We start from the raw sequence: 24185 nt of genomic DNA on the forward strand, positions 1-24185 counted from the left end.
TTATTTTTTCTATTAAAGTGCTATATCGTCTTTCAAATAAGGAATTCCATCTGCTGTAGGTGCTTTTGTTTTTCCACCAAATAGTATCAATACGATTAATGTTGCAACATAAGGAATCATTGATATTAATTCTGATGGTATCGGAAGATTTGTTCCTCCCAAGACAACTGATAATGATTGAGCGAATCCGAAGAATAACGCTGCTAACATAACACCTTGTGGAGTCCATTTACCGAATATTACTGTAACCAAAGCTATGAAACCTTGACCAGCAACTAATGCAGGGAAGAATGAAGATACAAGTGAAATAGACATTGTAGCTCCACCTAAACCAGCCATAAATCCTGAGAATAAAACAGCCATGTATCTAACGAAAAATACATTTATATTCAAAGTTTCTGCTGCTTTTGGATGTTCACCAACTGCAATCAATCTCATTCCCCATTTTGTTTTGTACATAAATATATAAATGAAACATACTAAAACAAATACCAAATAAACTGTAGCAGGTAATGAAATTACATTAGCTAAGAATTTGTTTTGAATTCCGTCAAATAATACTGGAATTTTGTATTGTGGTTCAATTGGTTTTGTTTGAGTTGCTCCATCGAAAAATATTCTGGAAACAAATAAAGCAACACCAGGTCCTAAATAGTTTATAGCAATTGCAGAAATAGTTTGATCTCCTGCAAATGTGATTGATACTACTGCGTGAATTAAGGCAAATACCATTCCGCTTAATCCACCGCACAAAAGCGCTAACCAAGGATTGTGTGTATAATATCCCACAGTGGCTGCGATTAATGCACCAATTGTCATCATACCTTCAAGTCCGATGTTTGTAACTCCAGACTTTTCAGAAATCATACCACCTAATCCAGCGTATAAAATAGGAGTCGCATTTATTAATGTATTACCTATTACTAACCCTAAAAGTACTAAGTTCATTATTTGCCTCCTTTGCTTTTAAATCTAGATTTAATTATTCTGAACATCAGTGGAATTGCTGTGAACAAAATGATTGTTCCCATTATGATGTTAATCATTTCAGTTGGGGCGTGTAAAACTCTTTGAACATTTGCCCCACTGTATTTCAATCCACCGAAAAATAATCCAGAGAAAATACAACCTATTGGGTTATTATTTGCAAGTAAACTTACTGCAAGTCCATCAAATCCAAAGTTTTCCATACTAGATAATGCAGAAATTGTGTATCTGTATCCTAAAACTTGAGTGATTCCACCAAGTGAACACACTGCTCCACTTATAGCCATAGATAAAGTCAATTTTTTATTGACATCAATTCCACCATATTTTGCTGCATCTTGATTAAGACCTACAGCCTTCAATTCATATCCTAAGTTTGTTTTCTTCAAAATATACCATAATAAAATTGCTGCTACAATTGCTAATATCAATCCCAAATGTATTGGAGCTTTGAAGAAGTTGTCGATTGCTTTTGGAAGTCCTTTAACATTTTGCATCAATGTAATTTTAGCAGTTTCTTGTACTTCGTGAGTTCCCATTGAGTTCGGTGCTTTGAATTTTGGATAATTTGCAACCATATTGTTAAAATAAAAAGCTATCCAGTTAAGCATTATCGTTGATATAACTTCATGTATGCCAAATTTAGCTTTCAAAAATCCAGCCAATGCTCCAAAAGCCGCCCCAGCTAACATTCCCACAATTATTACTACTGGAACGTGAATAAATGCTGGTAAGTGAAGATTATATCCCAATAAAAATGCAACCATTGTTCCAACGATGTATTGACCTTCTGCACCGATGTTAAATAATCCCGTTTTAAAAGCAAATGCAACGCCAAGACCTGTAAAAATTATTGGAATGGCATTTACAATTGTCCAACCAACATTTTTCGGTCTTTTAAATATTCCTTCAAGCATTAGTTTGTATGCTTCCAGTGGATTATAACCAGCTAATACTAAAGCCAAAGCTCCAACCAATAAACCTATTATGATAGATAAAAGCATGAAGAATAGCTTGTTGTACTTTGTGAATATTGAAATTTTTTCATTGTTATTTTTCATCTACAACACCTCCAGCCATTAATCTACCAAGTTCCATTTCATTAGTTTCTTTTGCTGTTTTTTCTCCAACAATTTTACCATCAAAAATAACTGCTATATTATCTGACAAATCCATTATTTCATCTAACTCAAATGAAACTAACAATACAGCTTTGTTTTTGTTTCTTTGATCCACTAAATATTTGTGAATAAATTCTATTGCACCAACATCTAATCCTCTGGTTGGTTGAGCTGCTATTAACAAATCAGGATCGTTGGAAATTTCTCTGGCGATAATTACTTTTTGTTGGTTACCACCTGATAAATTTTTTGTTTTTTGATGATAATCATTAGGTCTGATATCGAATTTTTCGATTAATTGTTTTGCATTGTCATTAATAGCATCAAAATCTAACTTTAACCCTTTACTAAAAGGTTTCTTTTTAACATTTTCCAAAATTAAATTGTCAGCGATAGAATAATCCAATATAAGTCCGTGTTTTTGTCTATCTTCTGGAATTGTATTCATACCTGAATCTATAATTTCTCTTGGAGAATGATTTGTGATGTCTTTTCCTTTTAAAGTAACTTGTCCAGATTCTATTTTCCTAAGGCCAGTAATTGCTTCAATCAATTCCGATTGACCATTGCCATCTACACCTGCTACACCAACAATTTCTCCCCTTCTCACTTGAAGATTTAAATTCTTCACAGCGTCGATATTTCTAGAATCTTTTACCACCAAATTTTTAATATCTAATACAACTTCTCCTGGCTCTTGGTCTTGCTTTTCAACATTAAATCTAACATCACGACCAACCATTTTTTCTGCTAAGATGTTTTCGTCGATTTCTTTTACGTTTAACTTATCAATAAATTTACCACGTCTAATAACTGTACAATAATCTGCCATTGCTTTGATTTCAGATAATTTGTGTGTAATTATTATTATAGATTTTCCTAATTCTGTAAGATTTTTTACAATTTTTATGAAATCATCTATTTCTTGTGGAGTTAAAACCGCTGTCGGTTCGTCAAATATCAAAATATCTGCTCCACGATACAAACATTTTAAGATTTCTACTCTTTGTTGCATTCCTACTGAAATATCAGCAACTTTTGCTTCTGGATCAATCACCAAACCGTATTTTTCAGACAATTCTTTTACAGCATCGATAGATTTTTTATTATCTAGAATTCCGCCTTTACTTGTTATTTCTTTTCCTAAAACAATATTTTGATAAACTGTAAATGGCTCTATAAGCATAAAGTGTTGATGCACCATTCCTATACCAGTTTGTATTGCTAATTTAGGAGTCATTTGATCAAAAGTTTTTCCTTTTACTGTAACACTTCCCGATGTAGGTTCATACAACCCATAAAGTATATTCATTAGAGTTGTCTTCCCAGCTCCGTTTTCACCTAACAAAGCATGAACCTCTCCTTCATGGAGCGTGAAATTTACATTATCAAGTACTTTATTGCTGCCAAAAGATTTTGATATGTCTTTTAAATCTACAACAATGTTTTTTTCATCGTTCATGTTTTTCCCTTTCATCTTTAAAAACAGTTATAAAAACAGGGATTTTTCAATCCCTGTTCTCAACCTTATTTATCAAATCCGAATTCTGCAAATTCTTTTTCGTTTTGTGGAACTTTGATTTTTCCTTCTTTGATGTCATTCTTTAAGCTTTCTACTTTGTCTTTAACATCTTGTGCAACTAAATCATTTTTAGCATAAGCAATATCTACAGCATCTCCATCTTTTAATGAATAAGTTACTGTGCTTCCACCTTCAAACTTACCATCTTTAAGATCTTTTGAGATTTTTTGAACAGCAACATTAACTCCTTTTACTGTAGAAACTAACATGTTTTTCGGAGCATCAGCTGATTGATCCCTGTCAACTCCTATAACGTATTTGTTATTGTCGATAGCAGCTTGAATAACACCATAACCTGTACCACCTGCTGCATGGAATATAACATCTACGCCTTTTTGATACATTAAGTTAGCGATTGATTTACCTTTATCTGGTGCAGCATAATTATCAGCATATTGTGATTGGAATTCAATAGGTTGTTTCTTTTGTCTTTCAGCTTCTTTAACACCAGCTTTGAATCCGTATTCAAATCTATCAATTACATCACTCTTCATACCACCAACAAAACCAACTTTGTTTGTTTTAGTTGTCATACCAGCGATGTAGCCAACTAAGAATGAGTTTTCGTTATCTGCAAATAAAACCCCAATCATGTTTGGTCTTTTTTCTACATTTGCATTGTCTATTATTGCATATTTTTGTTCTTTATTAGCTTCAGCTGCAGCATCTGTTGCTTTAAATAATGCATATCCAATTGTAAATATTACATCACTTTCATCATCCAATGCTGTTTCCATATTTGGTGCATATTCTGCTTCTTTGTGTGATTCGATGTATCTGTAATCCAACCATCCTTCTTTTTTAGCATTTTCAAATCCTTCATATGCTGATTGGTTGAAAGATTTATCGTTAATTCCACCTTGGTCAGTAACCATAGTTACTTTTACTTTTTCTTTCTTTTCATTTGTATCTGATGATTTTCCATTATCAGATGAATCTTTGCCAGCACCACCACATGCAGTGGCAAAAACCATGCTTAAACAAAGAAATAAAGCAATTATTTTTTTGTAAACTTTTGACATAATGTCCTCCTTAAATTTTTGCGATAACATTTGCTTACAATTAAAAAACTTAATAAAAATTTATCGATTTTCATTTGATAACGTAAACGTTGTTATCGTGTAAATATAGATATCTTCTATACAATATAATATTAGCAATTATTAACAATATTGTCAAACGAAGAATGAATTTAACATTGCTTTACTTTTCTGATATGATATATATAATTATAAATAAAAAATTTACTGAAGGAGACAAAATGAAGCATTTAGTTTTGTGTGGCTGCGGTCACGGGCATATTTTTGTAATCAAAAATATAAAAGAAAAATATCCAGATATTAAAATAACTGTTATAACAGACAATGAATACCAGTATTATTCTGGTATGTATACTGGTTTTTTGGAAGGAGTATACACTCATGATGAGATATGCTTTGATGTAAGAAAAATTTGCGAAAAATACAGAGCAGATTTGATTTTCGATAAAATCGTAAAAATCGACGATGAAAACAAAAAAGTTATAGCAAAAAATCACACAGTAGGCTACGATTATTTGAGTATTAATTTAGGAGCGACTCAAAAAACTATTGGAACTGGAGAAAATGTAATAAATTCCAAACCTATCAATACAATTATTGATTTAAAAGAAAAAATCAAAGATACTGATAAAAATATCCTTATATTAGGAGCTGGTGCAAGTGGATTGGAATTAGCTTTTGTGCTCAAAACTATCTATCCTGATAAGAATATATCCATAGTAACAAGAGGCAGTGTGAATATGGAAGGATTCAGCGACAAAGCTAATGAAAAAGCCAGAAAGTTATTAAAGAAAAAAGGTATAAAAGTTTACGAAAACAAAAATGTATCTTCTATTGATGAAATTGATATTGATTTTGATAAATTGATTATGTGCATTGGTTCTAGCGGTGTGAACGTTGATTTTGGAAATCTAAATACTACTGATAAAAACTTCTTGATTTCCGATGAATACATGAGAATTTCTGACAAAATATTTGCCGTTGGAGATTGTGTTAGTATCGACAAATACCCTAATTTACCAAAAGCTGGAGTATACGCTATAAGACAATCGCCAATATTAATGAAAAATATTGCACATACATTGAACGATGAGAAATTAGAATCTTATGTTCCTGACACAGACCCTATGCAAATTTTATATTGTGGAAATGAAAAAGCACTATTATACTACAAAGGATTCACTTGGTATTCACACCTTTCATTCGTACTAAAAAGGTACATTGATAAAAAATATATGAAATATTAAAATCCCTCTTGCGAGGGATTTTTTTAGTCTATTTCTTTTCTTTCTTTTTCTTCTTGTTCTAATGTTTTTTCTGGAATAATAATATTCAAGAAAAATACTATCAACGTTGCAACGACTACAGGTGATGCTGTGAACACCATTCTGAACCATTGTGGAAAATATCTTACAGCGTTTGGACCAACTTGTGTGATTCCCATACCAAGTGCAACTCCCAATCCAACAATAGTTGTATTTCTTACGCTCATTTCACTTGAAGTTATAAGTTTCATACCACTCATAGCTATTTGTGCAAATACTGATATAGTTGCCCCACCAATTACTGCTTGTGGAACTGAAAGCATCAATGCTCCAAATTTTGGAATCAGTCCACAGACAAATACCATACTAGCAGTAATCAACAAAACTTTTCTGGCAATTACTTTTGTCATTGAAACAATGCCTACGTTTTGTGAATAAGTCGCAGTTGGAAGTGCTCCGATAAATGCACCAATAACACTTACAATACCATTTGCCTTGATACCACCAGATAACTCTACATCAGTAGGCTCACGATCCATTCCTCCAATAGTAGTGCTAGTTAAATCTCCCACTGCTTGAACAGAATTTACAATATACATAATTGACATAGTCAAGATAGCGTCCAAATGGAATTGGAATTTGAATGGATAAATTTGTGGAAGCATAAACCAAGACGCACTAACAACATTGTCAAATTTAACCATGCCTAAAAATAATGATATTATGTATCCTACAATAATTCCTACCAAAATCGCTGCTAATTTTATGTAACCTTTCATAAACATATTACAAAACAAAACAACGCACAAAGTTATGATTGCCACAACCCAGTTTCTGATTTCGCCTTGCATAGGTCCATTTCCACCTGACATATAATTTACAGCAACTGAATACAAACTAAGCCCAATAGTTAATACAACTGTTCCTGACACAATCGGTGGGAAAAACTTCCTAATTTTTCCAATAAACATTCCTGTGAATATCGCTACAATACCACCAATCAACTGTGACGCATACACAGCACCTATTCCGTATTGCTTACCAATTGATAATAAAACTGGAATATAAGCAAAACTAACACCCATAATAACTGGTAATTTTGCACCAAATTTTAAAACTGGATACAATTGCAATAACGTCGCTATTGCAGCAATAAACATTCCCGCTTGAATCAAATAAATTGCTTGTGCATCTGTAATTGCATGTTCACTTGATTTCAAAGCACTCGCCAAGACTATTGATGGCAACGCATTACCCACAATCATAGCCAATAAGTGTTGCATTGCTATTGGAAATGATTTAAGCATCGAAGGCTTACCATAATAATCAAATAATGAATTCGAATTCTTTTCCATATACACTCTCCTTTTAATTTCATTAAAGTATATTCTATATTAAATTCAAAATAATTTAAAGAGCAATAAAAAAATACTTCCAAAAACATCAAATCAATTCTTGTTTTGGAAGTACTATTATTATTTTACAAATCTAGTTCCTGTTAAACCATTTATTCCTTCTTTTGCTTTTTCCAAAGAAGTTATCAAAGCAATTTTACCTTCACCTGACTGAATAAAATTCAAACAAGCCTTAACTTTAGGAAGCATAGATCCTTCTGCAAATTGTTTTTCTTCTATTAACTTTTGAGCTCTAGATAAATTTAATTCATCCAAGCCTTCTTCATTTTCTGTTCCGTAATTAATACATACTTTTTCTACTGCAGTTAAAATGATTAACAAATCCGCATCAGAAATCTCAGCTAATTTTTCTGAAGTGAAATCCTTATCTATAACAGCTCCTATACCTTCTAATTGTCCATCATTTTCTACGACAGGAATTCCACCGCCACCTCCAGCTATAACTATGAAATCTTTCTTAATCAAAGTATTGATTTCTTCTTTTTCAATTATATCAATTGGTTTTGGAGATGGAACAACTCTTCTATATCCTCTGTTTGCATCTTCTTTGAAAGTATATCCACTTTCAGCAGCAAGTTTTTCAGATTCTTCTTTTGAATAAAATAATCCCACTGGTTTTGTTGGATTAGCAAAAGCTTCATCATCCTTATCTACTTTAACTTGTGTAATTATTGTAGACACTGCGTTTTTCATGTTTCTTTTTGATAATTCGTTTTTGATAGCCTTTTGTAAATGGTATCCTATGTATCCTTGACTCATAGCAACACATTCTGCAAATGGCATGTTAGAAATTTGTGGATTAGAATTATGAGCAGTTTCCATAGCTAAATTAATCATACCAACTTGTGGACCATTTCCATGGCAAACGATAACTTCGTTGCCATCTTCAACCAAATCAACTATAGATACAGCGGTTTTTCTAACAGCTTTGATTTGTTCTTCAGGTGAATTTCCGAGAGCGTTTCCACCTAATGCTAAAACTACTTTCTTCATTTTAACTCCTTTTATAAATTAAAAATAGTATCCAAATATAAAATCCCAATGCTAAACATTGAGATTTTAATTATTAAGACACTTCGATAAATATATATTACACTGATTTTATAAAAAATACAAGCTTTTTAGGAATTTTTTGTAATTTTTTCTGTTAAATTATTGCTAGTTCTGGTAAAATTTGACATAGCTTTTTCATATTCTTTGATTAATCTTTCCCCTGTTTCAGTTAACGTCGACCCTCCGCCGTTGGCTCCTCCGATTTCAGTATCCACAAACTTCTCACCATAAATTTTTTCGCTATTTTTTATGATATTAAAAGCTTTACTGTAACTCATTTTGAGATTTTTTGAAGCCTTGTTCAAAGATTTTGTCTTGTCTATTTCTTTTAGAAGAATGTAATTTCCTTTTCCGAAAAATTTCTTACCATCGTCATCCTCAAACCAAAACTTACAACTTACTTTCATCGCTAAGCTCCTTTATTTTTTCCTCAGTTTCCTTAATCCACACAGGAATTATACAATCAAAATCATTGTAAATTTTTAAAATTCTATCAAATTCTCCTGTCAAATCAACCTCTTTTTCTCCATTTAATTTTGGTTCCAGTATATCCAATATAGTATATATTGCGAGAATTCTGTAAAATAGTCTAGGAATTTTCCCATTAAAATAAGATTTTAATAAGGAATAGTAGAAAATTCTATTTTTCTCATCTACTTCGTTGATTTTTCTAAATTCAAAAAAAGAGTCTGCCATATAACTTACATTCTTCGATACAAAATTCAAATTATTATCATCAGCATAGATAGAGCATAAATTATCAAACAAATAAATATTGCTCAACTTCCTCGATTCAATTAAATATCTATTATTTTCAATGTAATCGAAAACAATATAATCCTTATCTCCTCTGAAGTTAGTCATTGAGTAATTGTATATAAGATTATTTATTTTATAATTAAAAATCTTTGACCAAGTAGTATCATCGTTAATTTGACTATTTTCGTGAAGTTTTCTGAGAATTTTTCCTATTTCACTTCCAAGTTGTATTTGTTGTTCAGTAGAGATTTGATCTGTAAGATTTTGAATAAATTTTTTAATCACAAAAGTGTGACCATTTTCAAATCCGCTATCTTCAATCTTTGCAAACTTGTCATTTAATTCATACAACAAATAATTATTTTGTTTGTTGTAGTTCAAAAAAGACTCCAAATCCCCTTCATATATTTCAACGATATATTTACCAGAATCTGTATTTACAATGTACTTATCCTCTTGTAAATCACAATCGTAAATATCTTTATCTTTAAAAAATTGTAAATCTTTGATTTCCATATAATCACCAATACAATTTTATCATTAAATATCAGAATTTTAAAACAAAATATTTATTCAGATATTTTCCTTTCAATTTCTGAAGTTTTTTTCATTTGTAAAATTTCATCTGCGTAAATTTTAGCTTCTTCAAATGAATTGTTAGCGATAACATCCTTAATTTTTGGAATTGAAGCTGCTGGGGCAGAAAATTCATCTAATCCCATACCTAAGAGAAGTTTCGTCGCTTTGGTATCTCCTGCAAATCCTCCACACATTCCTGTCCATTTTTCATGTTTGTGGCTAACATCGATAACTTTTTTGATAGCTCTTAAAACTGCTGGGTTGTATGTGTTGTAAAGATTTGAAATTTTTTCGTTTCCTCTATCACTTGCCAAGATATATTGAGTTAAATCATTAGTTCCAATGCTAAAGAAATCAACATATTCTATTAAATCTTCAGCGACAATAACACTAGCTGGAGTTTCAATCATTATACCAACCTCTATATTTTCATCGAAATCAATATTTGCATCTCTCAACTCTTTTTTATTATTTTCAATTATTTCGAGAGCTTTTTCCATTTCTTCTACTGAAATAACCATAGGAAGCATAATTCTTATTTTTCCAAACGCAGAAGCTCTCAAAATCGCTTTGATTTGAGCATCAAAAATATCTTTCATATCAAAACAAAATCTCAAAGCTCTCCAACCCAAAAATGGATTATCTTCTTTAGGAAACTTGTAGTAAGGAAGTTCTTTGTCCCCACCAATATCTAAAGTTCTAATAATTACTGATTTTCCATCTAAAATTTCGACTACTTTTTTATAAGATTCAAATTGTTCATCTTCTGTCGGAAAATTATCATTATACATATACAAAAATTCTGTTCTAAATAAACCAACGCCTTCTGCACCAGATTCCAAGCCTTTTTCTAAATCTTCGATGTTGCCGATATTTGTCATAACATCAATGTCTCTTCCATCTTTAGTAATAGCTTTGTTATATCTGTTCTTTTCGAGTCTTGATTTTTCATCATCCAGTTCAGATTTTTTCTTTTTGTATTCTAAAAGAGTTTCTTCATCAGGATCAATTATACATATTCCCTTAAATGAATCGATGATAACTGTTTGAGAATCATTGACGTTTTCTGTAATATCTTTCATTCCAACAAGACAAGCAATGCCTAAGGTTTGCGCAATAATTGAAGTATGTGCGGTTTTTCCTCCTAAGTCCATCAAAAATCCAACAACATTATCTTTATCAATTATTGATGTTTCATAAGGAGTTAGTTCTTTTGAAACCAAAATAGTATTTGGTTCTAATGAGTCGAGTTTTTGGTTCTCAATTCCCTTAATTTTGTACAATAATTGTTGACCAATATCTTTGTAATCGGATGCTCTTTCTCTCATGTATTCATTATCAAGTGACTGCATCATAACAACCATTTCATCTATCGTATCTGTTAGTGCTTTGTCGCTTGAATAATGTTCGTTAATTTTTGAAATTACACTTTCTGATAAAAAAGGATCATCCAACATACTCAAATGAGCTTCTATTACTTGTTTTTGTGTATCATTGTCAACTTTTGTTTCAGATAATATTGTTTTGTAATCACTCAAAGCTTTATTAAATTTATCAACGTGAAGCTTTATTTCATCATCAGAAATTTTTTCGGTACTTATTTTAACTTCCTGTTTTTTCATAAGTTTAACTTTACCAATTGCTATCTGCTCACTTGCAATAATACCTTTTTTAATTAAACTCATAATACCTCCTCATAAACTAAAGCCGCCACAAAAGTGACGGCTATAAATTCTTGATTTAATTAATCTTCTAAGTTTTCTATAAATTCAACTAGTTTTTTTAAGTTTTCTTCTTCGTTTTCGCCATCTAATCTAACAGTAACTTCAGTATCTTGAGAAATACCTAAAGCCATAACGTTGAAAATAGATTTTGCGTTAGCTGTTTTACCATCTTTAATAAGTTCAACTTTACCATCAAAATTTTTTACAAATTGTACCAAAGATGCAGCTGGACGAGCATGCAAACCAGTTTCGTTTTTAACTATAACATTTTGTTCTACCATAATAATAATCCTCCTATGACTACTTTATTTATATCCTATTAATTGATTTTTTAAACAGGAAAATATTTTAATTGATATCTTTTACGGATTCTCTCTTCATTATTTGAGAACCCAATATTGCCTTTTCGTTGATAATTTTATTTTCTTTCAAAACCTTTACTAAAGTTCTCATTGATACAGCCCCTATGTCATAATAAGGTTCTTGAACTGTAGTAAGAGTAGGTCTGTAAATACTTGTCATTGGTATATCGCCAAATCCAGATACTGAAATATCATCTGGAACTTTTTTGTTATTATCATAGCAATAATTTATAAATCCAATTGCTTGTGCGTCTTCACTAAAACTTACGCAAGTTATGTCTTTCGAATCTTTCATTTCGAAAATCTTATCCCCAGCTTCGTAACCATCTTTTACTGAAACTCCTTCTGATGAGATTTCAAATTTTTCTAATTTCAAGTCATCACAAGCTTGTCTGTAACCTTTAAGTTTTTCTTGACCAATCTCAGTGTCTTGATTTTCCTTTACAAATAAAATTTTCTTGTGACCTAAATCATAAATATGATTAATCATATTTATCATAGCTTCTTTGTAGTCGATTTGTACTGTGTGCACGTCTTTTATATTCCAGAATTTATCCAATTGGATATAAGGAACAGTTTGATCTTTCAACTTGAATATAACCTCTGGTTCAATGTCTTCAGAAATCAAAATTATCCCTTCTACTTGCTTTGTAAACATGAAGTCTATAATTTTCTTTTCTTGTTCCAAATCGCCGTATGTAGACGACAATAATATATCGTATTTGTACATTCTTCCAATTTCTTCAGCACCTCTTACAATTTGTGCCATGTATGGAATACCGATATCCTTAACTACTACGCCTATTAAATTGGATCTTTTCATTACTAAAGATCTTGCCAATTCGTTTGGTTTGAAGTCAAGTTTTTCAATTGCGTCTAAAACTTTTCTACGTGCTTCTGGACTTACAGGCTTGGAATCATTCATAACTCTAGATACTGTAGAAATTGAAACTCCAGCAAGTTTTGCTACGTCTTTAATTGTTGGTGATGACATTTAATCGCTCCTTACTAAAATATTTATTGGTTTATTATTAATCTCAACTTTCACTGGTAAATTTCCACCATATTCTCCATCCACATCTCCTGGAACTGTTTGATTAGATTCAATGGTTAAAGTATCAGTTTGAAAATATAATACATCTTCAGAGTAAATATGCTTTGAACTAAAAGCATCTATTAAAATCTGAGCAACTTCTTTAAGACGGGAATGCTTAATAATCAAAACGTCTAACTTTTGATCGTCAATTTTGGCTTGTGGGCAAATATTTTCAAATCCACCTACAGTATTTGAATTGGAAATAATCATAACAGGAGATTTTACTTCTAAATAATCATCCTTTGTTTTAATCTTCAATTCCATAGGCTGATTCAATGTGTTAGGAAGTTCTTTCAACCCCTCTACAATATATGCCAGTCTACCAAAAATCGCTTTTTGAGCTTTATCAGTAACATAACTAACAGACGCTATGTTTCCAACTGCAAAAACGTTGATGAAATATCTGTGTGAGTCTTCATTGCTAACTTTTCCGACATCACTTTTTATTATTTTCCCAGTTTTAATCATTCTATATAATTTGTAAGGTGTTGATGGCAAGTTTAAGTAAGTTGCGAAATCGTTTACTGTACCTGTGGAGTAAATCGTAATTGGAATATCGCTATCGCTGTCGCAAATTCCGTGAACAACTTCGTTAACCGTTCCATCTCCGCCTGAAATAACTATCAAATCCCAATCATCAGAAGATGTGTTTAACGCCTCATTGTATGCGTCATTCTTGCCTTTAGTTTTGAAAAGCTGAACGACAAAATTATCCTCAATTAGATAATTAATCAATTTTGTTAAATCTCTCGCGTGTGTTTGACTTCCAGATGAAGGATTTGAGATAATTTTTATTCTTTTCATTCTATCCCATCTTTCCTTAATAGCATACCAAAAAATTAATTGTTTTTCAATAGGATTTTAACAATTTCTACAATTGTTTTCATGAATTATAAAAAATTTTAAAGATTTACAATAAGCCAATCAGAAATTTTCCGATTGGCTTATAAAATCTTCTTTAATTATCTTTTAGCTAAACTTTTTACGAAATTAATAATATCTCTTGCAGACCCAACATAGTCTGTAGAGTTTAAAAATCCGTATTTAATATTAGTTGCAGTATCTGTTACAGATTCGGCAACATAGTCCACAGTATTAGACACGTTACTTGAAACTGATTCAACGTGAGACAAAGTGTTACTTACATTGTTTGTAATATTTCTTACATCTGGAGAAACATCGCCTATTAATCTATCGGCTTTATTAGTAATACCAGTTACATTATCTAGTATTTGTGGTACTTCGCCAATTGATCTATCGATATCCTTTTTGTTATCTGCTAAAACGGCCTTTACGCCCTTTATTAAGTCAGTAAGTTTAAAGAAAAATACGATTAAAGCAATTAAGAATCCAGATAAACAAATATATAATATTATTTTAAATATATATAAAGCATCTACCATTTCTTACCTACTTTTTGATTTCTTTTTTAACTTCTTTTGCTTCTTCTTTTGCAGTGTCAGCAGTTTTCTTTGCTTGTTTTTTTCCTTCTTCGACAGTTTTTTCTGCACCGTCTTTTGCTTCTTCTGCTACTTTTTTAGCTGATTCGCCAACTTTTTCTGCAGAATCTTTTACTTGATCTTTAGTGTCTTTAACATCTTCTTTGATTTCTTTTCCGTCTTTTTTAACTACTTCTTTAAGATCTTCACCAAGAACTCCCAAATCAGTTTTAACTTCGTCAAATTGATCAGAAACTCTATTTAATTCAGTCATTCCTCTATCTTGGAAATCTTGATATTTGTCTTTAACGCTGTCTGTTACATTGTCAGCAGTTAATTTTACAGTATCTACTGCATCGTTAAAGTTATTTACTGCTGTTTTCTTTGTTTCTTCTGCAAATTTTTTGATATCTTTTCTAGTTTCTTCACCTGATTTAGGTGCCAATAATAATCCTGCTGCTAAACCTAATGAAGCACCAATAACTGTACCTAAAGTAATTTTAGCTTCGTCTTCATATTTACGTTTAGCAATTTCCCATTTGATTTGTCTTTCCTTTTCTCTTCTTTTATGTTCTAAATAATCCATTAAACTCATAATAACATCTCCTTAAATAAATTTTCTTATGATTATTGTATACCCTCTAATTTCATATCTCAAACATTATTAGTGAATTATTTATAAAGTTTTAATCTTTCAGATACAATCTAACCCAAGTTTCCCAGCCAACAGTTTGTTTTGGTGATTTCAATAAACCATTTTTTCCTTTGGCAACCATTCTTACAAAATCTTGGTCTTCCGTTAAATTCTTTCTGCCTTTTTCATTAAACTTATCAGTAGTAAGTCCAGTGTTTTTGTCATTAACAAATACAAGGCAATCATCATCTATTGTTTTTCTGATTTCGTAATTCTTCTCACCACTTGTTACATCAAAATCAGACAATGTTTTATTAATATCTACAATATCCCAATTAATCGCATTATTCTTTGAGAAGAAAGATAAATCATAATTTTGTCTCAAAGTTAAATCATTAGATTCTATTAACAAAATTTTCTTTCCTGGAAATGCGTATTCTGAAGCATTTTCTAAACTCAACTTTGCATTTTCTGGATTTTCTATCGTTATCTTTATAGGATCAATCAAAATTTTATATCCGTCGTTTTCCTTTACCATTTTTAATTGGTTAGTACTTTTATAAGATTTATCCGATTTTAAGTTTGCTTCATCATCTTCTAACCATTTTAATATAGTCGCTTGATACTCAGGGTTAGAATTTATTTCGTTGATAAATTCTTCCGCATCTTTGTTTCTGAATGGTACAGATTGATTTGATGATTTCACAATACTCATCATTTGTTCTGAGGATTTAGCTTGTACTGATTGTATGAACTTACCTTTTACAGATTCTGCTGTAATAGTCTTTTCAGCTAGATTTTCTTGGAACATAGGTTTTATGTATTTAACGCCAAATACAATACCAATTAATAAAGCCACACCAATAACTGAAAATATAATTTTCTTAAATATCGATGATTTTTCATCATCCTCATAATCATAATAATCATAGTAATCATCATAATCGTTGCTTGTTTCTTGGAATGCTTTTTCTCTTTCTTTTTTTAATGATTCTGATTCAATATCCACCACATTTAATCTGTCAGTTGTATCTTGATTAGATCCATTATCTATCTTAGAATAAATCTTTTCATTATCAGTTGAACTATCTTCTTTTTTTATAAAATCAAGATCATGATTTTGAGTTTCGTTTTTAAATTTAGAAGCCTCTAACAAAAAATCCTCAAATGTTTTTCCTTCAGAAGAAAAATCATCATCTTTTGAAAAATCATGACCACAAACTCTACAAAATCTATCATCAACGCCAACAAATGAATTACAATTTGGGCATTTCTTTAAATTAGAATCTTTCATAATATCACTCACCTTATCTACCATATATTATACATTCTCATACTACTTTAGTGAATAGATAATCTCAATTTAAACACATAAGAAAAAAGCATGAGATTTTGTCCCATGCTAATAAGCGAAATCGCTTTTATTTACAAAATATCCTCAGAAGACCCTAATCAATTAATGACCTTCAGTATGTGAAGGTGGGTTGACTGTCTCAAACATCTGACATCCCTTCAAAGAGGGCTCGTCATCAATTATCGAACGTCCGTCATCCCTTATAGTGTGTGTCGGTTTAATTTTTCAGGGTTCCTCTTCTGAGGTTAATTTAATTATACTACAACATAAAAGTGTTTTCAAGGGAGATTATTTCTTCAAAAAATTATTAAATCTTTTAGGAAAATCTGTCGCAATAATATGCTTATTTCCTTTCATATCTACAAATTCTATTTCATTCGCGTGAAGCATTTGAGAAAATCCTTCAATTTTTTCTCCATACAAACTATCTGCAACTATTGGACAGTTAATATATTCCATGCTTACTCTTATTTGATGAGTTCTTCCCGTCAAAAGCTTTAAACTAACCAAGGAATAGTCTCCGTAACTTTTGAGATTTTGCAAAATAGTAACACTTTTTTTACCATTTTCATCAATTTCTGTTTTAATTCCATCGCGTTTTAAATTTAATTCTATCTTTTGATTTTTAGGATTTCCTTCTACGATTGCTAAGTATTTTTTCTCAAACGAAGTTTTTTGATAATACGCTTGAGCTATTTTATTTTTAGCAACCATTACAACTCCTGATGTGTCTTGGTCCAATCTGCTAATAAATCTAACTTTTTGATTAATATTTCTTTGCTCAAATAAATAAGACACAAAATTCGCTAAGCTTTCTTCTCCATCTGTATTCATCGTGAGTTTGTCAGGTTTATTTAATACAAAAATATCATCATCTTCATACAAAACTTCAATGTCTAAGTTTATTGGTTCGTAATTATTTTCCTCATTTTTAAGATTGATAGTTACTTTGTCACCTGGTTTTAACTTAGAGTTTCTCTTAGCATGTTCTCCATTTATAAAAATGTCATCTTTGTAAATACTGAGAAATAAATTTTTGGAAATGTGATTTGATTTCAAAAATTCATCTAACCTTATTTTTTTATCTATATCAAAACTAATTTGTTTCATTGTTTAAATCTCCAGTTATTTGGTATAATAAAATTATATCAAATATTAGGAGCTTTTAGTATAAATGAATAAGGACAGCAAAATTATAAATATATATGTAAACGATAACCAAAAATCACTTGAAACAGCTTTAATTGTCAAAGAAAAATTAGAACAAAAAGGATTCAAACCTACTTTTGATTTTGATGAGAATGCGCTGATTAATCTTTGTATCGGTGGAGATGGAGCATTCTTAAGAGCAGTTCACAAATACGAATTTTCAACTATTCCTTTTGTCGGAATAAATACTGGACACTTAGGATTTTATCAAGAAATTCTAATCCCTAACATAGACAAATTCATTTCAGATTTAATTAACGAGAATTACGGAATCGAAAAAATTTCCCTACTAGAATCTAAAACCGCAATCAGAAATAGCAGCAAAACTTATACACACAAAGCACTGAACGAATTCGTAGTAAAAAGTGATGACTCATCGATTGTATATTTGGATGTATACATCGATGATAACCACTTAGAGTCCTTTGCTGGAGATGGAATAATAGTATCCACTCCTTCTGGGTCAACTGCGTATAACTTCTCAGCTGGTGGATCTGTATTGTATCACGGGCTTGATGGTTTCCAAGTGACACCTCTTGCACCAATTAACTCAAAAGCATACCGTTCGCTTTTAAATTCTCTTGTAGTTCCATCAAAAAGTAACGTTACATTGTATTTTAGAGATCACAATTTTGACAGAAAAAGTTCCATAGTTCTAGCTGATGGATTGAACAGAAGTTATGATAATGTAGATTATGTAAACTTCACTTATTCAGATCAATATATCAATAAATTAGTTTTCTTAAAAGACTGGTATTGGTTAAATATCAAAGACAAATTCTTATAAGCAATAAAAAAACATGGATTGCAATGAATCATCAAAGCTATCCATGTTTTGTTTTATTTTTCTAATCCCAATTCATTAATTGCTGCGTTGAGCATTTTTGAAGCTATAGGTCCTGCAGTTTTTACACCATAAGAGTTATCATCTTCTAAAATAACTGCTATCGCAAATTTTGGTTTTTTTGCCGGTGCAGCAGCTACAAACCAAGCATGTGTACTTGTTTTATCTTTAATTTCTGCCGTACCTGATTTTGCGATTACAGATGTACTAACATTAAGTGTATCGTAACTTTCTGCAGTAGATCTCAAATAATCTTTTAAGTTTTCCATATTCTTCTTATTGCCAACTTCAGATAATAATTCTGGCTTAGTTTCTTTAATTACTTTTCCTTCTGAATCTATTATTTGACTAACCAAGTAAGGTTTCAACATTTGTCCATCATTTGCTACAGCGCTCATTGCCATAGCCATATTCAATGGAGTTACCAAAGTTTCTCCTTGTCCAAAACTTGTCGTTGCAATATCTGCATCACTTTTTGTTTTTGTATATCCATTAATGCTTACTGCTACTGGCAAATCAAAAGGAATTTTCTTGCCAATCATAAATTTTGAAGCATTGTCTTGCAAAATTTTATTGCCCAATTTTACACCTTGCGATGCAAAATAAACATTTGATGATTTTTCAAGAGCTTTTCTCAAATCCGTCTCTCCAAAAACAGCGCCGTTGTTATTAGAAATTGTGTATTTATTAAACTCAATTGTACCAGTATTATCTTCTACAACTTTATCAACTTTGTCTTCATTTTCTAATATTGCATTACCAGTAATTATTTTAAAAACCGATCCTGGAGTATACATTCCTTGCGTTGCACGATTTAATAATGGAGATGTCTCCCTATTCAAAAGTTCTTGCCATTGTGATGAAACTTCGTTTGGATTATATGAAGGGAAAGTTGACATTACATAAACTTCACCAGTTGTCGGATTCATCATTACGATTGAACCTTTTTTGCCGTCTAATAAATTGTACGCAAGTTTTTGTAAAGTGGAATTTGTTGTCAAAACAAGATCGTTACCTTTATTGTTTGAGCTTACTATATTTCTCAATTGCGATAAAGGAGTATCTTTGTTAATGTTTAACAATTCTTTCATATACGATTTTTCAAGACCAGCTGTACCGTAAGTTTTTGAATTGTATCCAGTTATATTTCCATAAATATCTGCATAATCGAAAAATCTATAATTTTTCCCAGATGAATCTTTCTTAGTTTCGACCAAAACATTCTTATCTCTATCATAGATTGTTCCACGTTCAACCTTATCTTCATCTACCCACAACCTTTTGTTGTATTCATTGTTTGCAATTTTATCAGCTTTTACTATTTGGAAATAAGTCAAATACAAAACCAACAATACAAATAAAGTCATCAAGAAAGATAAAACCACAATAATTCTTTTGTTCATTTTATTTTGCATAAATATCTTCCTCTCCTTGATCAGTTGAACAGAATTGTAAAATCGCAAGGCAAATAAATGACATCGCCATTGAAGTACCACCGTAACTTACAAATGGTATCGTAATTCCTGTCAAAGGAACCAACTTCATAACACCACCAAACATAACAAGCCCTTGAATTGCAAAAATAACAGAAATTCCAAGCGCTACAATCTTGTAGAATTTATTTGATTGATACAACGAAATTTTCATTCCCCTGTAAATCAAAATCAAGAACAACATTATTACACCCATTCCTGTGAAAGTTCCCATTTCTTCGCAAATCGCAGCGAAAATAAAATCGCTTGTGACTACAGGAACTACATCCGGTCTTCCTAATCCAAGACCCGTTCCAAAAAATCCTCCACTCGCAATCGCAAACAAAGCTTGTGTGATTTGATAACCTATTCCATCGATATTCTTCCATGGATCAAGCCATGTAGACACCCTTATTCTTATATGAGAAAAAAGCATATACGCAGCCACCGCCCCGACAATCGCTATGAATAAATTTAATAAAATTAATCTGATGTCTTCTTGATTTACAATTTGGTAAACTAAGAATAATCCGTAAAAAATCATTGCAGTTCCCAAATCTTTTTGCAAGAAAAACATACCTATAAATAAATAAACAACTATCATCAAGAAATATCTTTTGATTACAGGTAGATATTTTTTGTATTTTTGCGCTGACTTTATATTTATCTTATCTAACAAATCAGTGTTGTAATCATAACTAGCAAGGAAAAATACATACAATATTTTCGTAATTTCAGACGGTTGGAAACCAACCCCGAATATGCTAATCCAGTTTCTAGCTCCGTATTTATCTTCAGCGAGAACTAGTGTCATTAGAAACATCACAACACAACCTATTAAATAAAGTGCCGTGAATTTGTACCATTTTTTGTAGCTTTTTAAAATAAAAAATGTTCCAAAAAACAATAGTATCCCAATGGTAAACCACATTATTTGCTTCAATCCTTCATAAGGATTAAGCCTGTAAATCACGATTACACCAATACTAAAAAGCATACAAGCGATTTGTAATATATATCCATCACCTTTAGTGATTTTTGTTACGTATTTATTTGCCAAAAACATTAAAATTGTAGCAAACAAAAAGTAAGCTAAGGCTTTCGGATCTAATTCTTTTTCATTTGATCCCAAAGCTAGAAAAAAACCAAATATGTTAAACAGTAATATCAAATAAACTGGTTTAATCATCTTACTATTTACACGCATTGGTTTTAAGTTATCGATAAATTCTTTAAATCTGCTATTTTTCTTACGTTTAGTTTGCATCTTTGTCACCATTTACAAACATAAATTCAATTTGTCCGATATCTATCAAATCTTTGTCGTTCAATCTTGCAGAATTAATCAATTTATTTCCATTCAAAAAAGTTCCATTAGCAGAGTTCAAATCCTCTATATAATAATTATTTTTTTCTTTATAAATACGTGCATGTCTCTTCGATATAAACCTATCTTTTAATGCAACTTGATTGCTGTCGTCTCTTCCTATAGTAGCAGTTCTTCCTATAAAATAATGCTCTTGTATTTTAAAAGGCAAATTTTCTTTTCTATTAATTAGTTTTAAATAAGTATTTGAACTGTAATTCATATTGTTTGTTCCTTTTATGTCCAAATAAATCATCTTGATTATGTTGAAAATAAAATAGTAAATTATTATTACAAATAAATATTTAAAAAACATAGAAATTAAATTATATAATTTTAAATTTGGAGTAATTTGTATAGAAAAGAATGCGTCCAATATGTCAATAATGTATTTCATAGGCTCCATCCTTTCTCATTTTTATCCTAATCTAATATATCATATTTTGGACTTAAAAAATGAATAATAAAGTTACAATTTGTCAAAATTAATCCTCAAATATAACAGAATCGTCGGTGAATCCTTTAATTCTTGCCAATGATTCTATTGTATAACCTTGTTGTCTTAAATTGTCTCCACCTTTTTGAAAAACTTTTTCGATTAAAATTCCAATTCCTTCAACAGTTGCATTCGCTTGTGAACAAATATCAATCAAACCTTCCAACGCTTTACCATTTGCAAGGAAGTCATCAATCAATAAAACATGATCATTTTCATTTAAGTACTCTTTTGAAACCATTACTTCGTAGCTTCTATTTTTAGTAAAACTAAACACTTCTGTTCTGTAGCAGTTGTCTCCCAAAGTTTTTGAACTTGTTTTTTTGGCAAAAACAACCGGGCAATTAAATCTAATTCCACAAGCATACGCAATTGCTATTCCGCTAACTTCAATCGTAAGTATTTTGTTTATTTTTTTATCCTTAAATTTTTCGTAAAATTCATTTGCCAAATCTTCAAAAAGAACAGGATCAATCATGTGATTAATGAACCTGTCTACCTTAAGTATATTTCCTGGTAATACTTGACCATCTTTCATTATTCTCTCTTCAAGTTTTCTCATATTTCTCTCCTAGAATTTAATATAGTATATTATACATACAATATCAAAAAATCTCAATATTTGCCAATTTAAAAAATATCACTTACCCTAAAAATATAAGAGCAAGTGATATCTTAAAATTATTTAACATTCATCATTTTTTCTTTTGCTATTTTTTCAATATCCAAAACTTTTTGTTCTGCTTTTTCTTTTGAATCTGCAACAGAATATATATATAATTTTATTTTTGGCTCAGTTCCAGAAGGTCTTAATGCATACCATGACCCATCGTCGTAATAATATTTCAAAACATTTGATCTTGGAGTTCCAAAATCTTTGTAATTTACATCGTAGTCTTTTGTTTCAACTAATTTTGTAGAACCTATTTCATTAATTGGATTGTGTCTGAATTCTTCCATAATTCTTCCGATTTTTTCTTGACCATCCAATCCTTCTAATACTACTGAAGAAAGTGAGTTTTCGTGATAACCAAATTCTTCATACAAATCATTTAAAACGTCTATCAAAGTCTTTCCTTGTTTCTTGTAAAAAGCTAACATTTCTGAAATCATCATTGAAGAACTTACCGCATCCTTATCTCTTACAAATGTTCCGTAAGAATAACCAATGCTTTCTTCATATCCAAATACCCAAGATTTTTCTCCAGTTTTTTCGTATTCATTAGCTTTTCCACATACATTTTTGAATCCAGTTAATGTTTCTATCATTTCAACGCCGTATTTTTTAGCAATTTTAGCTGACAAATCTCCTGTTACAATTGATTTTACAACTACAGGATTTTCTGGCAAATCGTGTTTTTCGTATCTTTGACTCAAAATATAATTAGTCAATAAAGCTCCGATTTTATTTCCATCTAAGAAGACATATTCACCATCACTTAAAACTTCCACAGCAGTTCTATCAGCGTCAGGGTCAGTTGCCAATAACAAATCAGCTCCAACTTCTTTTCCTAAATTGATAGCATATTCAAACGCTTCTGGATTTTCAGGATTTGGATAAGGAACAGTCGTAAAATCACTGTCTGGATTTTCTTGTTCTTTTACTACGTAGACATTTTTAAATCCTCTGACATCTAAGATATGTCTTACAAATCTATTTCCAGTCCCATTCAATGGAGTGTAAACTATTTTTACATCTTTATCAATATTGTCGTCATTAATTGTAAGGCTAAGCACATCTTCAAAGTAATCTTTGTCCAAATTTTCACCAAAATATTCTATTTTCTCTTCAGCTATTAATTTTTCGAAATCTCCTATCTTCACTTCAGTAAAACTTTCGATTTTGTCCAAATTATTCAAAATTTCATTAGCTTTATCTTCAAGAATTTGGCTACCTTCTTCCCAATAGGCCTTGTATCCATTGTATTCTTTTGGATTGTGAGAAGCTGTAATCATAATCCCTGAAATACAATTGAATTTTCTTATGGAATAAGACAACATAGGTGTTGGTCTAATATCGTCAGACAAGTAAACTTTTATTCCATTAGAAGCTAATACATTTGCTGATATTTCTGCAAATTCTTTGGAGAATTTTCTGACATCGTAGCTAATGCTTACGCCTCTTTTCAAAGCTTCTTCTCCGTAGTGTTTTATAGTATCAGCAAGTGCTTGTGTTGTTTTCATTATATTGTACTTGTTCATTCTATTTGTACCTGCACCGATTTTTCCTCTCAAACCTGCAGTACCAAATTCTAATGATTTATAAAATCTATCTTTTATTTCTTCATCATTATCTTTTATTGACATTAATTCGTCTCTTGTTTCTTGATCATAAGACTCATCATTCAACCATTCATTGTATACTTTTAAATAATCCATAAAATCCTC

The 24185-nt window shown here is 30.8% G+C and carries 23 protein-coding genes; 2 read left to right on the top strand and 21 right to left on the bottom strand.

Features of this window, described 5'->3' with window-relative positions; translation table 11 throughout:
- Positions 1–12: 12 nt before the first annotated feature.
- The 4 genes from B9N53_RS04130 to B9N53_RS04145 all read right to left on the bottom strand — a co-directional run bounded on the left by B9N53_RS04130 (position 13) and on the right by B9N53_RS04145 (position 4712).
- Positions 13–948 carry an ABC transporter permease gene (locus B9N53_RS04130; protein WP_094203811.1) on the bottom strand — a complete coding sequence of 312 codons (936 nt, stop codon included), beginning with the start codon at positions 946–948 and terminating at the stop codon, positions 13–15.
- Complete coding sequence (locus tag B9N53_RS04135) at positions 948–2048, bottom strand: ABC transporter permease (RefSeq protein ID WP_094203812.1); 1101 nt, start codon at positions 2046–2048, stop codon at positions 948–950. The genes B9N53_RS04130 and B9N53_RS04135 overlap by 1 nt, the downstream gene beginning before the upstream one ends.
- Positions 2038–3570 (bottom strand): ABC transporter ATP-binding protein, encoded by a 1533-nt coding sequence (locus tag B9N53_RS04140; RefSeq protein ID WP_094203813.1) that lies wholly within the window; start codon positions 3568–3570, stop codon positions 2038–2040. The genes B9N53_RS04135 and B9N53_RS04140 overlap by 11 nt, the downstream gene beginning before the upstream one ends.
- Before the next feature lie 65 nt (positions 3571–3635).
- Positions 3636–4712: a BMP family lipoprotein gene (locus tag B9N53_RS04145; RefSeq protein WP_094203814.1), complete on the bottom strand. Its 1077-nt coding sequence runs from the start codon at positions 4710–4712 to the stop codon at positions 3636–3638.
- Between the two features lie 239 nt (positions 4713–4951).
- On the opposite strand from B9N53_RS04145, the gene B9N53_RS04150 reads away from it, so the two are divergent.
- On the top strand, positions 4952–5977 hold the full coding sequence (locus tag B9N53_RS04150) for an NAD(P)/FAD-dependent oxidoreductase (RefSeq protein ID WP_094203815.1): 1026 nt from the start codon (positions 4952–4954) through the stop codon (positions 5975–5977).
- A 23-nt stretch (positions 5978–6000) separates the two neighbouring features.
- On the opposite strand, the gene B9N53_RS04155 is transcribed toward B9N53_RS04150, so the two are convergent.
- The 12 genes from B9N53_RS04155 to B9N53_RS04210 form a co-directional block, all read right to left on the bottom strand.
- Positions 6001–7350 (bottom strand): uracil-xanthine permease family protein, encoded by a 1350-nt coding sequence (locus B9N53_RS04155; RefSeq protein ID WP_094203816.1) that lies wholly within the window; start codon positions 7348–7350, stop codon positions 6001–6003.
- Between the two features lie 120 nt (positions 7351–7470).
- Complete coding sequence (gene arcC / locus B9N53_RS04160) at positions 7471–8403, bottom strand: carbamate kinase (protein WP_002836727.1); 933 nt, start codon at positions 8401–8403, stop codon at positions 7471–7473.
- Positions 8404–8531: 128 nt separating this feature from the next.
- Positions 8532–8870, bottom strand: a complete 339-nt coding sequence (locus B9N53_RS04165) for a winged helix-turn-helix domain-containing protein (protein ID WP_094203817.1) — start codon at positions 8868–8870, stop codon at positions 8532–8534.
- The gene (locus B9N53_RS04170) at positions 8854–9738 is read right to left on the bottom strand and encodes a hypothetical protein (RefSeq protein ID WP_094203818.1); all 885 of its coding nucleotides are present in this window, start codon (positions 9736–9738) and stop codon (positions 8854–8856) included. Before B9N53_RS04170 ends, B9N53_RS04165 begins: the two co-directional genes overlap by 17 nt.
- A gap of 53 nt (positions 9739–9791) precedes the next feature.
- A complete protein-coding gene (gene ptsP / locus B9N53_RS04175; RefSeq protein ID WP_094203819.1) occupies positions 9792–11486 on the bottom strand; it encodes a phosphoenolpyruvate--protein phosphotransferase in 1695 nt (564 codons plus the stop codon).
- A 59-nt stretch (positions 11487–11545) separates the two neighbouring features.
- Positions 11546–11806: an HPr family phosphocarrier protein gene (locus B9N53_RS04180; protein ID WP_002836732.1), complete on the bottom strand. Its 261-nt coding sequence runs from the start codon at positions 11804–11806 to the stop codon at positions 11546–11548.
- Between the two features lie 67 nt (positions 11807–11873).
- Entirely contained in the window at positions 11874–12881 is a 1008-nt protein-coding gene (locus tag B9N53_RS04185) for a LacI family DNA-binding transcriptional regulator (protein WP_002836734.1), read from the bottom strand.
- Entirely contained in the window at positions 12882–13787 is a 906-nt protein-coding gene (locus tag B9N53_RS04190; RefSeq protein WP_094203820.1) for a diacylglycerol/lipid kinase family protein, read from the bottom strand.
- 158 nt (positions 13788–13945) lie between these two features.
- Positions 13946–14386 (bottom strand): hypothetical protein, encoded by a 441-nt coding sequence (locus B9N53_RS04195; RefSeq protein ID WP_094203821.1) that lies wholly within the window; start codon positions 14384–14386, stop codon positions 13946–13948.
- A gap of 7 nt (positions 14387–14393) precedes the next feature.
- Complete coding sequence (locus tag B9N53_RS04200) at positions 14394–15017, bottom strand: YtxH domain-containing protein (RefSeq protein WP_094203822.1); 624 nt, start codon at positions 15015–15017, stop codon at positions 14394–14396.
- 91 nt (positions 15018–15108) lie between these two features.
- Positions 15109–16350, bottom strand: coding sequence for a zinc ribbon domain-containing protein (locus tag B9N53_RS04205; protein WP_094203823.1), 1242 nt, complete (start codon positions 16348–16350; stop codon positions 15109–15111).
- Between the two features lie 348 nt (positions 16351–16698).
- Entirely contained in the window at positions 16699–17520 is an 822-nt protein-coding gene (locus B9N53_RS04210; RefSeq protein ID WP_094203824.1) for an RluA family pseudouridine synthase, read from the bottom strand.
- A 64-nt stretch (positions 17521–17584) separates the two neighbouring features.
- On the opposite strand from B9N53_RS04210, the gene B9N53_RS04215 reads away from it, so the two are divergent.
- Positions 17585–18406, top strand: a complete 822-nt coding sequence (locus tag B9N53_RS04215) for an NAD(+)/NADH kinase (RefSeq protein ID WP_094203825.1) — start codon at positions 17585–17587, stop codon at positions 18404–18406.
- Positions 18407–18459: 53 nt separating this feature from the next.
- Here the strand turns inward: B9N53_RS04215 and B9N53_RS04220 are convergent, their stop codons facing one another.
- The 5 genes from B9N53_RS04220 to B9N53_RS04240 all read right to left on the bottom strand — a co-directional run bounded on the left by B9N53_RS04220 (position 18460) and on the right by B9N53_RS04240 (position 24176).
- Entirely contained in the window at positions 18460–19878 is a 1419-nt protein-coding gene (locus tag B9N53_RS04220) for a peptidoglycan D,D-transpeptidase FtsI family protein (protein ID WP_094203826.1), read from the bottom strand.
- On the bottom strand, positions 19868–21202 hold the full coding sequence (locus B9N53_RS04225) for an FtsW/RodA/SpoVE family cell cycle protein (protein ID WP_094203827.1): 1335 nt from the start codon (positions 21200–21202) through the stop codon (positions 19868–19870). Before B9N53_RS04225 ends, B9N53_RS04220 begins: the two co-directional genes overlap by 11 nt.
- Positions 21192–21698, bottom strand: a complete 507-nt coding sequence (locus tag B9N53_RS04230) for an FHA domain-containing protein (protein ID WP_002837647.1) — start codon at positions 21696–21698, stop codon at positions 21192–21194. Before B9N53_RS04230 ends, B9N53_RS04225 begins: the two co-directional genes overlap by 11 nt.
- Positions 21699–21786: 88 nt before the next feature.
- Complete coding sequence (locus B9N53_RS04235; protein WP_094203828.1) at positions 21787–22359, bottom strand: xanthine phosphoribosyltransferase; 573 nt, start codon at positions 22357–22359, stop codon at positions 21787–21789.
- A 119-nt stretch (positions 22360–22478) separates the two neighbouring features.
- Complete coding sequence (locus B9N53_RS04240; protein WP_094203829.1) at positions 22479–24176, bottom strand: phospho-sugar mutase; 1698 nt, start codon at positions 24174–24176, stop codon at positions 22479–22481.
- Positions 24177–24185 lie beyond the last annotated feature (9 nt).

The sequence above is a fragment of the Finegoldia magna genome (assembly GCF_002243175.1).
Classification (GTDB): Bacteria; Bacillota; Clostridia; order Tissierellales; family Peptoniphilaceae; genus Finegoldia; species Finegoldia magna_J.

What these genes read in the sequence shown, in the direction of transcription:
- B9N53_RS04190 (WP_094203820.1), bottom strand. Translation starts at nt 13,787, where the DNA reads ATGAAAAGAATAAAAATTATCTCAAATCCTTCATCTGGAAGTCAAACA.
- B9N53_RS04170 (WP_094203818.1), bottom strand. Translation starts at nt 9,738, where the DNA reads ATGGAAATCAAAGATTTACAATTTTTTAAAGATAAAGATATTTACGAT.
- B9N53_RS04240 (WP_094203829.1), bottom strand. Translation starts at nt 24,176, where the DNA reads ATGGATTATTTAAAAGTATACAATGAATGGTTGAATGATGAGTCTTAT.
- B9N53_RS04165 (WP_094203817.1), bottom strand. Translation starts at nt 8,870, where the DNA reads ATGAAAGTAAGTTGTAAGTTTTGGTTTGAGGATGACGATGGTAAGAAA.
- ptsP (WP_094203819.1), bottom strand. Translation starts at nt 11,486, where the DNA reads ATGAGTTTAATTAAAAAAGGTATTATTGCAAGTGAGCAGATAGCAATT.
- B9N53_RS04135 (WP_094203812.1), bottom strand. Translation starts at nt 2,048, where the DNA reads ATGAAAAATAACAATGAAAAAATTTCAATATTCACAAAGTACAACAAG.
- B9N53_RS04140 (WP_094203813.1), bottom strand. Translation starts at nt 3,570, where the DNA reads ATGAACGATGAAAAAAACATTGTTGTAGATTTAAAAGACATATCAAAA.
- B9N53_RS04215 (WP_094203825.1), top strand. Translation starts at nt 17,585, where the DNA reads ATGAATAAGGACAGCAAAATTATAAATATATATGTAAACGATAACCAA.
- B9N53_RS04225 (WP_094203827.1), bottom strand. Translation starts at nt 21,202, where the DNA reads ATGCAAACTAAACGTAAGAAAAATAGCAGATTTAAAGAATTTATCGAT.
- B9N53_RS04155 (WP_094203816.1), bottom strand. Translation starts at nt 7,350, where the DNA reads ATGGAAAAGAATTCGAATTCATTATTTGATTATTATGGTAAGCCTTCG.
- B9N53_RS04200 (WP_094203822.1), bottom strand. Translation starts at nt 15,017, where the DNA reads ATGAGTTTAATGGATTATTTAGAACATAAAAGAAGAGAAAAGGAAAGA.
- B9N53_RS04230 (WP_002837647.1), bottom strand. Translation starts at nt 21,698, where the DNA reads ATGAAATACATTATTGACATATTGGACGCATTCTTTTCTATACAAATT.
- B9N53_RS04235 (WP_094203828.1), bottom strand. Translation starts at nt 22,359, where the DNA reads ATGAGAAAACTTGAAGAGAGAATAATGAAAGATGGTCAAGTATTACCA.
- B9N53_RS04210 (WP_094203824.1), bottom strand. Translation starts at nt 17,520, where the DNA reads ATGAAACAAATTAGTTTTGATATAGATAAAAAAATAAGGTTAGATGAA.
- B9N53_RS04130 (WP_094203811.1), bottom strand. Translation starts at nt 948, where the DNA reads ATGAACTTAGTACTTTTAGGGTTAGTAATAGGTAATACATTAATAAAT.
- arcC (WP_002836727.1), bottom strand. Translation starts at nt 8,403, where the DNA reads ATGAAGAAAGTAGTTTTAGCATTAGGTGGAAACGCTCTCGGAAATTCA.
- B9N53_RS04185 (WP_002836734.1), bottom strand. Translation starts at nt 12,881, where the DNA reads ATGTCATCACCAACAATTAAAGACGTAGCAAAACTTGCTGGAGTTTCA.
- B9N53_RS04195 (WP_094203821.1), bottom strand. Translation starts at nt 14,386, where the DNA reads ATGGTAGATGCTTTATATATATTTAAAATAATATTATATATTTGTTTA.
- B9N53_RS04205 (WP_094203823.1), bottom strand. Translation starts at nt 16,350, where the DNA reads ATGAAAGATTCTAATTTAAAGAAATGCCCAAATTGTAATTCATTTGTT.
- B9N53_RS04180 (WP_002836732.1), bottom strand. Translation starts at nt 11,806, where the DNA reads ATGGTAGAACAAAATGTTATAGTTAAAAACGAAACTGGTTTGCATGCT.
- B9N53_RS04220 (WP_094203826.1), bottom strand. Translation starts at nt 19,878, where the DNA reads ATGCAAAATAAAATGAACAAAAGAATTATTGTGGTTTTATCTTTCTTG.
- B9N53_RS04150 (WP_094203815.1), top strand. Translation starts at nt 4,952, where the DNA reads ATGAAGCATTTAGTTTTGTGTGGCTGCGGTCACGGGCATATTTTTGTA.
- B9N53_RS04145 (WP_094203814.1), bottom strand. Translation starts at nt 4,712, where the DNA reads ATGTCAAAAGTTTACAAAAAAATAATTGCTTTATTTCTTTGTTTAAGC.